At 69.9% G+C, this 11,931-nt stretch carries 16 protein-coding genes, 1 pseudogene and 1 riboswitch; of the genes and pseudogenes, 7 read left to right on the top strand and 10 right to left on the bottom strand.

Features of this window, described 5'->3' with window-relative positions:
- On the top strand, nucleotides 1-559 hold a 559-nt coding region (locus Aco03nite_RS45195; protein WP_307837681.1), incomplete at its 5' end, for a histidine phosphatase family protein.
- Nucleotides 560-622: 63 nt separating this feature from the next.
- Here the strand turns inward: Aco03nite_RS45195 and Aco03nite_RS45190 are convergent.
- Together Aco03nite_RS45190 and Aco03nite_RS45185 are read right to left on the bottom strand one after the other, a co-directional pair.
- Nucleotides 623-1,297 carry an HAD family hydrolase gene (locus tag Aco03nite_RS45190; RefSeq protein WP_239145965.1) on the bottom strand — a complete coding sequence of 225 codons (675 nt, stop codon included), beginning with the start codon at nucleotides 1,295-1,297 and terminating at the stop codon, nucleotides 623-625.
- The gene (locus Aco03nite_RS45185; RefSeq protein WP_203807940.1) at nucleotides 1,294-1,587 is read right to left on the bottom strand and encodes an MTH1187 family thiamine-binding protein; all 294 of its coding nucleotides are present in this window, start codon (nucleotides 1,585-1,587) and stop codon (nucleotides 1,294-1,296) included. Before Aco03nite_RS45185 ends, Aco03nite_RS45190 begins: the two co-directional genes overlap by 4 nt.
- Nucleotides 1,588-1,727: 140 nt before the next feature.
- On the opposite strand from Aco03nite_RS45185, the gene Aco03nite_RS54430 reads away from it, so the two are divergent.
- Both Aco03nite_RS54430 and Aco03nite_RS45180 read left to right on the top strand, forming a co-directional pair.
- On the top strand, nucleotides 1,728-1,853 hold the full coding sequence (locus tag Aco03nite_RS54430; protein ID WP_275415973.1) for a hypothetical protein: 126 nt from the start codon (nucleotides 1,728-1,730) through the stop codon (nucleotides 1,851-1,853).
- A gap of 129 nt (nucleotides 1,854-1,982) precedes the next feature.
- Nucleotides 1,983-2,807 (top strand): aldo/keto reductase, encoded by an 825-nt coding sequence (locus tag Aco03nite_RS45180; protein ID WP_203807938.1) that lies wholly within the window; start codon nucleotides 1,983-1,985, stop codon nucleotides 2,805-2,807.
- Here the strand turns inward: Aco03nite_RS45180 and Aco03nite_RS45175 are convergent.
- The 3 genes from Aco03nite_RS45175 to Aco03nite_RS45165 form a co-directional block, all read right to left on the bottom strand.
- Nucleotides 2,795-3,712, bottom strand: coding sequence for a 5,10-methylenetetrahydrofolate reductase (locus tag Aco03nite_RS45175; RefSeq protein ID WP_203807936.1), 918 nt, complete (start codon nucleotides 3,710-3,712; stop codon nucleotides 2,795-2,797). The genes Aco03nite_RS45180 and Aco03nite_RS45175 overlap by 13 nt on opposite strands.
- 68 nt (nucleotides 3,713-3,780) lie before the next feature.
- The gene (locus Aco03nite_RS45170; protein ID WP_203807934.1) at nucleotides 3,781-4,302 is read right to left on the bottom strand and encodes a hypothetical protein; all 522 of its coding nucleotides are present in this window, start codon (nucleotides 4,300-4,302) and stop codon (nucleotides 3,781-3,783) included.
- Nucleotides 4,299-5,528: a histidinol-phosphatase gene (locus Aco03nite_RS45165; RefSeq protein ID WP_239145966.1), complete on the bottom strand. Its 1,230-nt coding sequence runs from the start codon at nucleotides 5,526-5,528 to the stop codon at nucleotides 4,299-4,301. Before Aco03nite_RS45165 ends, Aco03nite_RS45170 begins: the two co-directional genes overlap by 4 nt.
- Before the next feature lie 15 nt (nucleotides 5,529-5,543).
- On the opposite strand from Aco03nite_RS45165, the gene Aco03nite_RS54915 reads away from it, so the two are divergent.
- The gene (locus tag Aco03nite_RS54915) at nucleotides 5,544-5,669 is read left to right on the top strand and encodes a hypothetical protein (RefSeq protein ID WP_344316829.1); all 126 of its coding nucleotides are present in this window, start codon (nucleotides 5,544-5,546) and stop codon (nucleotides 5,667-5,669) included.
- Here Aco03nite_RS54915 and Aco03nite_RS53725 read toward each other — a convergent pair.
- Nucleotides 5,663-5,998 (bottom strand): annotated as a pseudogene (locus Aco03nite_RS53725) (histidinol-phosphatase); the annotation flags it as partial. The gene Aco03nite_RS54915 and the pseudogene Aco03nite_RS53725 sit on opposite strands and share 7 nt — an antisense overlap.
- Before the next feature lie 83 nt (nucleotides 5,999-6,081).
- Between Aco03nite_RS53725 and Aco03nite_RS45160 the strand changes: the two are divergent.
- Nucleotides 6,082-6,840, top strand: coding sequence for a metallophosphoesterase family protein (locus Aco03nite_RS45160; RefSeq protein ID WP_203807932.1), 759 nt, complete (start codon nucleotides 6,082-6,084; stop codon nucleotides 6,838-6,840).
- A 27-nt stretch (nucleotides 6,841-6,867) separates the two neighbouring features.
- Here Aco03nite_RS45160 and Aco03nite_RS45155 read toward each other — a convergent pair whose 3' ends face one another.
- Genes Aco03nite_RS45155 through Aco03nite_RS45145 form a run of 3 tightly spaced genes read right to left on the bottom strand, consistent with a single transcriptional unit; the run spans nucleotide 6,868 to nucleotide 9,745 of the window.
- Nucleotides 6,868-7,671, bottom strand: coding sequence for an energy-coupling factor transporter transmembrane component T family protein (locus Aco03nite_RS45155; RefSeq protein WP_203807930.1), 804 nt, complete (start codon nucleotides 7,669-7,671; stop codon nucleotides 6,868-6,870).
- A gap of 52 nt (nucleotides 7,672-7,723) precedes the next feature.
- Nucleotides 7,724-9,154, bottom strand: a complete 1,431-nt coding sequence (locus tag Aco03nite_RS45150; protein ID WP_203807928.1) for an ABC transporter ATP-binding protein — start codon at nucleotides 9,152-9,154, stop codon at nucleotides 7,724-7,726.
- Nucleotides 9,155-9,157: 3 nt separating this feature from the next.
- A complete protein-coding gene (locus Aco03nite_RS45145; RefSeq protein WP_203807926.1) occupies nucleotides 9,158-9,745 on the bottom strand; it encodes an ECF transporter S component in 588 nt (195 codons plus the stop codon).
- A 74-nt stretch (nucleotides 9,746-9,819) separates the two neighbouring features.
- Nucleotides 9,820-9,924, bottom strand: a riboswitch (TPP riboswitch).
- Between the two features lie 57 nt (nucleotides 9,925-9,981).
- Between Aco03nite_RS45145 and Aco03nite_RS45140 the strand changes: the two genes are divergently transcribed.
- Entirely contained in the window at nucleotides 9,982-10,797 is an 816-nt protein-coding gene (locus tag Aco03nite_RS45140) for an alpha/beta fold hydrolase (protein WP_203807960.1), read from the top strand.
- A 31-nt stretch (nucleotides 10,798-10,828) separates the two neighbouring features.
- Nucleotides 10,829-11,338, top strand: coding sequence for a DUF6328 family protein (locus Aco03nite_RS45135; protein WP_203807924.1), 510 nt, complete (start codon nucleotides 10,829-10,831; stop codon nucleotides 11,336-11,338).
- On the opposite strand, the gene Aco03nite_RS45130 is transcribed toward Aco03nite_RS45135, so the two are convergent.
- Nucleotides 11,318-11,926: a hypothetical protein gene (locus tag Aco03nite_RS45130; protein WP_203807922.1), complete on the bottom strand. Its 609-nt coding sequence runs from the start codon at nucleotides 11,924-11,926 to the stop codon at nucleotides 11,318-11,320. The genes Aco03nite_RS45135 and Aco03nite_RS45130 overlap by 21 nt on opposite strands.
- Nucleotides 11,927-11,931 lie beyond the last annotated feature (5 nt).

Here is an 11,931-nt window from a genome sequence, read left to right as displayed (position 1 = left end):
CCCCGTCCTGTTCAGGAGCCCCGGTATGAGTGGTGTCCGGCACCTCTGGATCGCCCGGCACGCCGAGGCGCTCGCCGACCAGACCGGTCTGAGCCCGGCGGGGGAGCGGCAGGCCGGGCTGCTCGGTGAGCGGCTCGCCGGGGTGCCGTTCGCGGCCGTCCATCACAGTCCGCTCGTGCGGGCGGTCCGGACCGCCGCGCTGGTCGCCGCCCACCTGCCCGGGGTTCCGGTGCAGCCGGCCGACGAGCTGGACGACCGGGTGCCCACCGAGGAGCCCGATGCGTCGGCCGGGATGATCGCCCGGTTCACCGGCCCGGCCGATCAGGAGCGGCACGAGCTGCTGATCACACACGCCTTCCAGGTGGCGTGGTTCGCCCGGGAGGCACTGGAGACGCCCGCCGAGCGGTGGCGTGACCTGATCCCGGCCAACACCGGGCTGACCGTGATCCGGTACTTCCCGGGCGGCCGGACCCGGGTCATCGTCTTCAACGACCTGTCGCACCTGCCGCCCGAGCTGCGGTTCACCGGCTTCCCGCCGGAGCTGAGCCTGCCCTTTTGAGGCGCCTGCCTTTTTGAGACGCCTGCCTTTTTGAGACGCCTGCCTTTTGGAGATGGCCCGGTCTCAGCCGGCCAGCGCCTTGACCGACGCCTCCAAGTCGGACAGATCGGGCAGGACGATGTGCGCGCCGGCCTCGGCCAGCTCCGCCGCCGGGGTCGCGCCGGTCGCCACCGCGATCGCGACCGCCCCGTTCGCCAGGGCCGCCGTCACGTCGTGCACCGTGTCCCCGATCACCACCGGCTGGAACGTCTCGCCGTACTTCGCCTCGGCCCGCTCCCGGCAGCGCCGGACCAGGGTCGCCCGCACGTGATCGTCGGTGCCGTAACCACCCACCTCGGCGTCGAACGAGCCGTCCAGCCCGAACGCCGCCACCTTGAACGCGGCCACCTGGGGGACGTTGCCGGTCACCAGGGTCTGCACCACACGCGGGTCGTCACCCAGCCGGGCCAGCACCTCACGGACCCCCGGCATCAGCGTGCCGTGCACGGTGAACTCGTGCCGGATCTCGGCGACCCGCTCCACGTACCGGGCGAAGAACCGCTCGTGGGTGCAGTCGGTGACACCGTGGCTGGCGAAGACCTCGGTGCAGATGTCGGTGTCGGTCCGCCCGCCGAAGATCGGGGTGTCCCGCCAGGTCACCCCGGTGGTCTCGGTGAACGCCGCCCGCCACGCCTTGGCCGCGACCCCGCCGCCCCGGAGCAGCGTGTAGTCGATGTCCCACATGATCAGGCGTCTCACTCGGCCAGCTTCCTCTCGATGAACTCGACCTTGGCGGTCAGCGCGTCGGTGACACCGGCCCGGATGTCCGCCTTGAGCGACAGACTGACCCGCGACGAGACCGCGGCGACGGCGTCGACGGCCTGCTTGACCACGGCCATCACCTCGTCCCACTCGCCTTCGATCGTGGTGAACATGGAGTCGGTCCGGTTCGGCAGCCCCGAGGCCCGAACCACCCGGACAGCCTCGGCGACGGCGTCCCCCACGGACTCCCCGCCCCCGATGGGCGTGACGGAAAAGGCAACAAGCATGCCCCCATCCTCCCAGGGAGATCCGACTTGAGTCGATCAATGCACGGGACTACCCTGTACGAAGCAAGGTGATACGAGACCAGTTTATGCAAAGCTAGCCATCGGCAAAGAGGGAGGGTGGCGATCGCAGGGGGTTTCTGATGCGTGAGGGCAGCATCGTGGAGATCGACGAGGAGACTTTCACCAGCGCGGCGGTGCGTCTCAAGACATTCGGTGGAGTGACACGATCAACGCCGCGCTGGCTGAAATCTCCGATTTATACCTGAGAATCAAGGCGGCGGAGGAGGCCGGCAGCGGTTTCCAAGCTCTACCTGAAAAGTAGCAAGGTTTGTGGGGCTTCGGTATCGGGCGGGTAGCCGAGTGTGGCTTTGTGGTGCACTGCGTAGCTTTGCCGGATGTCGATTGACGGGGTGGTAGCGGCCGGCACGTGGCGGCTCGGGGATCGGGTGGTGAACCGGATGGGTTTCGGTTCCATGCGGATCACTGTTCGGCGGGATCGGGACGTGGCGATTCGTGTTTTGCGGCGAGCTGTCGAGTTGGGGATCAATCACATTGACACCGCCGCCTTCTACTACTCGCCGGGCGGGATTCTGGACGGGGAGGACGGGCCGGTTCGGTACGCGACCGAACTGATTCGGGAGGCCCTTCATCCGTACCCGCGGGAAATGGTCGTCGCCACCAAGGTCGGGCCTGATCCGCGGGCGGACGGCAGTTGGGGTGAGGCGATCAGCGCGGCTGACCTGCGGCGGCAGGTCGAGGAGAACCTGCGGCGGCTCGGGGTGGAGACGCTCGATCTGGTCAATCTGCGGCTCAACCGGGATCAGGAGTCGTTCGCCGACCGGTTCGGGGCGCTCGCCGACATGCGGCGGGAAGGGCTGATCCGGAATCTGGGACTGTCCAATGTGCGGGTCGAGCATCTCGATCTCGTCCGGGACATCGCGCCGGTCGTATGCGTACAGAACGCCTATGCCATTGACCTTCGGCGTCATGACGATGTGCTGCGGGAATGCGGTGCGCGGGGAATCGCTTTCGTGCCCTACTTCAGCATCGCCGGGCCACAACGGGAAGCCGGGGCACACAGCGATCCGGGGAGGAGGCTGGCGTGGGCGCTCCACCAAGGCCCGCACGTGCTGGTCATTCCGGGCACCGGCGACGTCGCCCATCTGGAGGAGAACGTCGCCGCCGGGGCCCTGGAACTCGCCGAGGATCAGCGGCGGTAACGGAGCAGCCCGGCCACCTCGGCGGCCAGATCGGTGCTGGCTTCGATCTCCGCCTTGCGGATCGAGACGCTCTCGATGTTGAACCCGTACGGCAGGCCCAGATGTTCGCAGAAATCGATCAGGTCCCGGGCGATCGCCACACACTGCCGGTACGACTCGGCCAGCGGGTCCTCGGAGTGCCGGATCGAATTCTCCAGCCAGCGGGGCACGTCGACGCCGAGCCACCTGACGAACTCCAGGGTCCGCAGCGAGCCGCACAACGACAGCGTGAAGATCATCGTCCGCGGCGTGGCGCCCCGCTCCCGGCACTCGTAGAAGTAGCCGCTGAGCAGGTTCTTCATCTCGTTGACGTGGTAGACGACCTGGCTGACGAAGAACGACGCGCCACGCTCCTGCTTGGACAGCATGCGCAGGTGCTCGTCGGCCCGCTCGGGGATCACCACGGCCCCGAGCGGCAGGTCGGGCCGCACCTCGGCGCGCAGCTCCTGGGCCCGGCGCAGCGTGGTGCGGACCTCCTTGCCACCTGACGACGGGCCGACGAACACCGACATCACCTGGTCACCGGCGCCGGCCATCCAGTCGGTGAGCTCGTCCTCCGAGTACTTCCCGACACAGCGGTAGATGATCGTCGGCTGGCGCCACCCGGTCAGGTGCTCGGTGAGATAACGGCCCGGGTCGAGGGTCGGCAGGTACGGGAAGATCCGGTCCGGTCGCCGGTCGGACTCGTCGTCGATGTCGTAGAGGATCAGGCCGTCGATGTCGAGGGCGGTCAGCCGGTCCAGCGTGACCTCGGCGATCTCCTTGACCCGGTCCTCGGCCGTGCTGAGCTTCGGTGGCGTGACACTGAACACGAGCACGCCACTGCGCGCCTCCGCCAGGAGCTGATGCAGGGGGTGACGAGACATGCGAACACGGTAAGGGACGGGTGCTCCGGAGTGGGGCACCGAGCCTGCCCCGTCCCGCGTAGCGAACGTCAATGGTCAGCGCAGCACGGTGTCGGATGACGGGTCTCGAACGGGACCAGTCTCCCACCGGCCGCGGGAGTGGTGACCAGGACCAGTTCCCCGTTGCGGAACTGCGGCCGGACAAAATCGCCGGTGTCGACCACCAGGGCCGGATCGGCGGTGCCACTGCCCAGCACCTCGACCCGCCCGATCGAACTGCGCTGCAGGATCTCGCTGACCGTCAGCGAACCGGTGAGCCGTTCCGAGCCGGGGAACCGGACGGCCCGCCCGAACCGCCCGCCCGCGGCCTCGGTGGCGGCCTGCGCCAGCTCCGGTGCGGTCTCGACCGGCTGCGCGGTGAGCAGGCTGATCGCGACGTGCGGGAACGGCACGGTCACCAGGTGGGTGCAGGCCAGCACCGGGGCCGGCTTCAGCGCCCGGATCCAGTGGTCGGCCTCGGCGAGGGTGGTATGCCCGAGGCTGAGGCCGACGATCCGGGCGGCGCCGGCCGCGGTCACGGCCGGCGCTGCTGGTGGAGAGACCGTCGTCATCGGGGCAGGACCCAGACGGGGTTGGTGTAGAACCACAGGTCACCCCACGGGTCGGCGGCACCGACCACGTCGAGCTGGGGACCGTGCGGGTCGACGGCGGGGCCCATCAGACCGGCCTGGGTGCGGTTGCCGTCGGTGCCCCGGACACGCAGGTAGAAGGGCTTGTCGAGGCGGCCCAGATCGTACGACAGGCTGATCCTGCCGTTGGTCTTGGTGATCTCGAACGACTTGACCACTCTGGTGTTCGGGGTGGTGTAGGCGTCCTTGTCGGAGACCGCGCCGGTGACGGTGCCGACGATCACGTCGACCCGCTTCAGCACCGGGACGAAACCGGCCCAGTTCGGGATGTCCTGCAGGTCGATGTCGAGCACCAGCTCGGTCGAGGTGCCGCGCTTGACCTGGAGAACACCACCGAGCGGGGTGCCGGTCGTGCTCCGGCGATCTCCGGTCACGCGTACCCGCGCATCCAGGTTTTTGATCAACCGGCCGTGGTCGACCCAGACCCGCCCGGCCCGCAGGCCGTCCATGACCGCCTTGTACGAGAACGACGACGCGCCGACACTCGTGCGCCCGTAGTAACCGGGCCAGAAGTCACCGGCCTGCGTGTTGATCGCCCCGGTGTAGACCGGATCGTTGTACTTGCCGTTGGCGTTGAAATCGCTGCCCGGTCCCCGGTCCGTCTGGTCCAGGTAGTTGACGTGGCTGTCCGAGTTGACGGTGATCCACCACGCCTTGCCCTCGGCGAGAAGGCTGTCCCACAGCCCGCCGACGGTCGCGGTCATCCAGTCGAAACCACCCCAGGTGCGGTACGACTCGAGCGGGTAACCGGCGAACGACGCGGCCGACGGGTTGTTGTCGTAGTAGCCGCGCGCGCCACCACGGCCGTTCGGCGCCGGAATGCCGGCCGCCTGGTGACCGGGCGCACCCTCGAAACCGACAGCGACGGTCGGGTCGGCGTCCCGCCAGTTACGGATCTCGTGCGGCGAGTCGATGCCACGGCGGGCCGGGTGGTTCGCGAAGAACAGCGCCCCGTCGATCTTCCGCTTCCGGACCTGCTCACCGAGGAACTTGATGCCGGCGATCGCCATCGCCTCGTTCTGCGCGGTGGTGTTCGTGGTGGGCAGCAGCGATCCGTCGTACGCGTTCTCGAACTGCTGGAGAACCGCGACCTCGTTCTTACCCGGCCGCCGAACACGGTGGCGTGCTCGGCGGCCGGAATGTTCCACTCCAGCCCCTGGAAGGTGAGCAGACCCTTCAGCTCGGCCCGGGTCTTCACGATGTCCGGGTTGACCTTCTCCACCCCGATCTTGGCGTGGGTGGCACTGCCGTGGTCGGTGATGACCAGCCAGTCCAGGCCGTACGCCTGACCCTTCTGCGCCTGGTCCAGAACGCGGTACTGGGCGTCCGAGCTGTACTGGGTGTGAATGTGGTGGTCACCGGAGAGCCAGGTGAAACCACCCTTCGCCGTGCCGCCGCCGGCCGGGCCGTGGGTGTGCGCTTCGGCTGCGCCCGGGCGCACCAGCACCGAGGAGGCGGCACCCGCACCGAGCAGACCGGCACTGAGAAGGAAACGACGGCGCGACCTGTCGCCGGGGGAGAGTTCGGTCTCCGGAACACTCAGGTCGAGTGCCTCCGGGACATCAGCGCCGGTGGCGCCGGAATCGTCATGGTGATGATGATCGTGGCCGTGACCCATGGCCGACACCTTCGTCCGATCAGGACAACACCCGCTGTCGATCCCGTGACCGACCGGCGAACGGTCTTCGTATCATCGGTGGGGTGCGCCTGGTCAGCACCACCCCCGAACCGCTGGCGACGATCCCGTACCGGGCGGCCGGTCCCGGCGGCCGCCCGCGCAACGCCCTGCTCGACGTGTCCCGCCTGCGTGTCGACGAACTCCCGGCCGGCCTGGACGCCCTCCTGGTCACCGGCGACCTGCAGGGCGTGGTGGGATCGGCCCTGCTGGGGGTGGCCCTCGCCGACCACCTGAGCCTGTGGTCCGACGCCGGCCTGCTGCCCCCACCGTCCCGCACCGGCATCCTGCTGACCGGCGACCTGTACTCGGCCCCCGGCGCCGACCTCCGCGGAGCGAGCGGCCCGGTCCAGGACGTGTGGCTGGCCTTCGCCGTGGCCGGTTGCCCGCTGATCACCGGGGTGGCCGGCAACCACGACGAGATCACCGCGGCGCAGGTGGCGGGTTTCGGCACCCTTCTCGACGGTGACACCGTGGAGTTCGGCGGCGTCACGATCGCGGGAGTCTCCGGAATCGTCGGTGATCCCGGGCGGCCGCTACGGCGTACCGAGACGGACTTCGTCGCCCGGCTCGGCGGACTGACCGCGGACGTGCTGCTGTTGCACGAGGGCCCGACCGGGAACCACCCGGACCAGCGGGGACGGGCGGCCCTCCGCACCGCGACGGAGCGCCGCCCGCCGCCCCTGACGTTCTGCGGCCACGTCCACTGGGACACGCCGGTCGCCATCCTGGGCAGCGGCCACCTCGTCAACGTCGACGCCCGGGCGATCGTCCTCACCACCTGACGGGCCCGGGCGGTGGGTGCGGGGCGATCAGCCGACGATCGGGTTGAACCAGCCCAGTAGTACCGAGGCGGTGATGATGGCGGCTGCTGTCAGAGCTGCGGCGAGCAGCAGCAGTGCGTCGGGGGTGGTGAAGTGCTGGCGGCGGGCGTGGGTTCGGGGGATTCCCGAGTCGAAGCCTCGGGCGTCCATGGCCACTGCCAGGCGGACTCCCCGGCGTAAGGCGCCCACCAGCAGGGCGAACGCTGTCGAACTGAACAGGCGCAGTTTTGCCACCGGGTTGCGGCCGGCGTCCACTCCCCGGGCTCGGCGGGCCAGGGACAGCGCTCGCCACTCCTGGCCCAGCAGTGGGATCAGGCGGAAGGCCGCCAAGGCTCCGATCGCGAAGCGGGCGGGGGCCTTCGCGTTCTGGACCAGGGCGTCGGCCAGATCGGTGGGGTCGGTGGTGGCGAAGACCACGATGCCGGGCAGGGCTATCGCGAAGATACGCAGGATCAGGGCGCCGGTGGTGGACAGGACTCCGGTGGTCACCTCGATCGGGCCCAGGGCGAACAGCAGGTCGCCGCTGCGGTCGGCGGCGAATAGGAGCATCGTCACCAGGATGCCGGCGGCGCTCAGCAGCAGGGGCGTGGCGCGGCGCAGCAGCAGGGCGGGGCGGACTCCGAAGAACGGCAGGACCAGCAATTCCACGGCCAGGGCCGCCGCCGGACTGAACGGGTCGACCGTGGAGATCAACGGCAGGGTGAAGAGGAGGGCGGCGCCGGTCTTCGCCACCGGGTTGCGGCGGGCCAGCGGCGCGGTGGGATCCGCGATCGGCGTGAGCGAAAGGGTCACGGCCGGGCCCACCGGAGAAGAAGCCGGGGTAGCCGGGGCAGAGGGTGGGAGGTCATGGGCGGGACCGCCGGGGGAGTGGGGCGGGGGCGGGGACGCCCAGCGGGAACGTGCGGTCGGCCAGGGTTCGGACGAAGGTTTCGTCGTGGGTCACCGCGATGATGCCGTGGCCCTCGTCGCGGAGGGCGGCCAGCAGGTCGGCCAGCTCGCTCCAGGTCCGGCGGTCCTGGCCGAACGTGGGCTCGTCCAGGACCAGCAGGCGGGGCGCCGTCGCCAACGCCGTGGCCACGCTCAAGCGGCGCGCCTCACCACCGGACAGGGTGTACGGGTTGGCCTCCGCCAGACGGTCCAGGCGCAGGCGTTGCAGCAGGTCGTCGACGATGCGGGTGATCTCGGCGGGGGAGCGGCCGATCCGCCGTGGGCCCAGGGCCAGCTCGTCGGCCACCCGGCCGGTGACGAACTGGTGCTCCGGGTTCTGGAAGACCGAACCGATCCGGGCGGCAAGCGTGGCGGCCCGCCACCGGTGCGGTGGCCGTTTGTCGTCGAACGCCGTGATCCGGCCGCTGGTGGGGGCGAGCAGGCCGCCGAGCAGCAGGGCCAGTGTGGACTTGCCGGCGCCGTTCGGGCCGGTCACCGCCACGATCTCACCGGCGGCGGCGTGGATCGAGACGGGTGCCAGGCGGGTGGCCACGGCGGCCTGCTCCGCCCGTACCAGCAAATCGGTGGTTGATCTTGAGGAGGGAACCGTGGGGAAATCGAAACCCGGCACCCAGACGCCCTCGGCGGCCAGCTTGTCGCCGTAGGCGGTGAAGATCATCTCGGGGTCGCCGTCGGCCCGCACACCGCCGCCCGGCTCCAGCACCACCACCCGGTCCACCAGCGACAACACCTCGGCGACCCGGTGTTCCACGATGATCAGCGTGGTCGTCGGATCGAGAGCGCGGGCCACCGCCGACCGGATCAGATCGGCGCCGGGCGGGTCGAGGTTGGCGGTCGGCTCGTCGAGCAGCAGCAGGCCGGGGCGCAGAGCGAGGACGCCGGCGAGGGCCAGGCGCTGCGCCTCGCCGCCGGAGAGCGCGGCGGTCGGCCGATTGATCGGGTACGGGAACCCCACGCGATCCAGCACATCGGACACCCGCGGCCAGATGTCGGCGGCGGGGATCCCCCGGTTCTCCAGGCCGAACGCCACGTCGTCGCCGCTGCGGGCCATCACCAGCTGGGTCTGCGGGTCCTGGAAGACGATGCCGACCCGGTCCCGGGCCTTGCGCGGGTCGAGACCGTCGATCTCGATCGTGCCCTCGGACTCGCCGGAGTCCTCCGGCAGCAGCCCGGCGAGCGCGCCGAGCAGGGTGCTCTTGCCGGCCCCGGAAGGACCCAGCAGGAGCACCCGCTCACCGTGCCGGATGTCGAGGTCCAGCCCGCGGACCGCCCAGGCGCGGCGCCCGGCGTGCCGCCACCCGAAACCGCGAAGCCGAACGTCACTCATGTGTCAGATCGTTGCCCGCTCGCGACCGGCCCCGAACCTGTCCAGCACGCCGGTCGGGGTCAGCGCCCGGACCAGCGCCCAGGAGCCGATCCCGGCCAGGACGGCGCCGCTGACCACGGTGATCGCGGCGTACGGCACCCGGTACGACATCAGTGCGGCCTCCGAGTTCCACACGAAGAAGTCGTAGACCGCCGCGCTCAGCCCGGTCAGCGCGCCCGCCAGCAAGGCCGGGGACAGGGAGTACGAGCGGTAGAGCAGGGCCGCGAACGCCAGCTCGGCGCCCAGTCCCTGGACCAGGCCCTGCGGGATGACCGTGCCACCCCAGGCGTTGCCGAGCAGCGCCGACACGACGGCCGCCACCAGCTCGGTGTAGAGGGCGGCGCCCGGTTTACGGACGATCAGGCCGCCGAGCACGGCCGGGATCAGCCACACGCCGTAGAGCACGGTCTGCGACGGCGGGAAGAACGCGAAAGCGCCCTCGGTGACCGCCCAGACCGTGTTCCAGGCCCAGAAGATCACGCCGAACGCCACGGCGACCACGGACGCGACGACGATGTCTATCGTGCGCCAGCGGTACGGATTGGTTGTCATGAAACGCCTCCCAGCGGGTACCGGGAGGAGACGCACGCCGTGGCCCCCGGGCGACGGTGCCCGGGACACGACGCGGCTGGAGAAGACCGAACTTCCTGCGCTGGCATTACCCAGATCAGGTGCGAGGGTCTGCGGATTTACCCGCACTCTCAGCGCTGTGCGCTCCCCTGTCGGATTACATTTGCTGCGGTGACGGTAACACCTGGTAACGGGCGGGTACAGGAGGGGAATACGTGATCGAGGTCAAAGCTCGCGGGATGACATTCGACGTCCATGAGGGCGGTCCCGAGGACGGCGAGCCCGTTCTGCTGCTTCACGGCTTTCCGCAGGATTCCCGGGAGTTCGACCTGATGGTGCCGCGGCTGCACGCGGCCGGGCTGCGGACGTACGCGCTGGACCAGCGGGGTTGTTCCCCGGGCGCCCGGCCCAGCGAGCCGGCCGCGTACACGATGGGTTCTGTGACCGCCGACGCGGTGGCCGTGCTCGACGCGCTCGGGGTCGACCGGGCGCACGTGGTCGGGCACGACTGGGGCGCCCAGGTCGGCTGGCAGCTGGCCGCCCGCCACCCGGAGCGGGTGCACACCCTGACCGCGGTCTCGGTGCCGCACCCGAGGGCACTGATGCTGGCGTTGCGGGTCCGGCCCAGCCAGAACGCCCGGCTCGCGTACTTCAGCGTCTTCCGGTCCGCGGTCGCCGAGAAACTGCTGCTGGCCCGGCACGGGATGGTGCTGAAGGCGATGCTGCGGCCGATCGGGATGCGCGCCGAGCAGTACGTCGCGGCGATGCGGGAACCGGGCCGGCTGACCGGCGGCCTCAACTGGTACCGGGCGTTCAACGGTGACGACGTCGCCAACCTGGGTGTGGTGACCGTGCCGACCACGTACGTGTGGAGCGACCGGGACGGGGTGGTCGGCCGGACCGCGGCGCTGCGCACCCGGGACTGGGTGCAGGGTGACTATCAGCTGGTGGTGATGCGCGGTGTCAGCCATTGGGTGCCCGAACAGGCGCCGAGAGAGCTGGCCGAGGCGGTACTGGCACGGATCGGCGTTTGACCAAGGTGGCCGGTGGGGAATTCGGCCGGTCATGGCGGTCGATACCCACACCCCCCGAGAGACCGAGAAGCAGCGCTGGGACCGGAACTTCGCGGACCTGCTGCAGGAGCTGCGCGTCGCACAGACCGGCGTGCAGATCCTCTTCGCGTTCCTGTTGACCCTGCCGTTCAGCAGCGGCTTTCCGAACACTACCGATTTCCAGAAGGACACCTACGTGGTGGCGCTGATCAGCGCGGCGTTCGCCACCGCGATGATCATCTCTCCGGTGGCGTTCCACCGCGCGTTGTTCCGGCAGGGCCGCAAACCCGAACTGGTCAAGTACGCCCACAAGATGGCCACCGGCGGTCTGGCCTTCATGCTGATCGCGATGACCACCAGCGTCCTGCTGATCACCGACTACCTGCTGGACTGGAAGTGGGCGATCCCGCTGACCGTGCTGACCGGCGGCTGGTTCCTCACGTACTGGGCGATCCTGCCGTTCGCGCACCGCGAGTGGGGCGACGATGACGCCGACGAGGACTCAGCGGCGGCCGTGTCGTAACCCCAGCCGTTTCAGCTCCAGGTCGGCCAGGGCGGTGACCGCCGCCGGATCACCGGACCGCCAGCTCTGCGCGATGTCCGGCCCCAGCCTGGCCAGTTCGGTCAGCGGCTGCGAGGCCAGCGCCCGCAACGCCAGCAGGTCCTGCCCGGCCGGGGCGTCGCGCACCCGCGCCGCGACCCCGGCCCGGCGGATCCAGCGCAAGCGCAACGGCAACCACACGAAGAGCACCAGGGCCAGCGGTACGGACAATCCGATCGCCGGCAGGATCAGCGCCAGCTGGGCCACGAACTCCTGCTGGTCCTGCCCGGCCTCGGCGATCGACCGGGCCGCGTCGGCGGCGTTGGTGAACGGTTTCGTCAGGTCGTCGCCGACCACCGGCACCCGGCCCACCTTGCCGCCGGCGTCGGCCAGGTTCGCGGCGATGCCGGCGCCGGCGCTCTCCAGCTTCTGCCCGGGGACGGCGAGTTTCTGCACCGTGTCATGGATCCAGATCGCGACCTGGATCCAGCCGTAGATCCATATGACGATGAATATGTCGACGAGGAGCTGGCGCAGGGCGACGGGAACCCGGTCGGCGTAGAGCTTCACCCCCG

This window comes from Actinoplanes couchii (assembly GCF_016862075.1).
GTDB lineage: Bacteria > Actinomycetota > Actinomycetes > Mycobacteriales > Micromonosporaceae > Actinoplanes > Actinoplanes couchii.
Note: the sequence above shows the minus strand (reverse complement) of the source record. Positions and strands in the feature narration are given on the sequence as shown.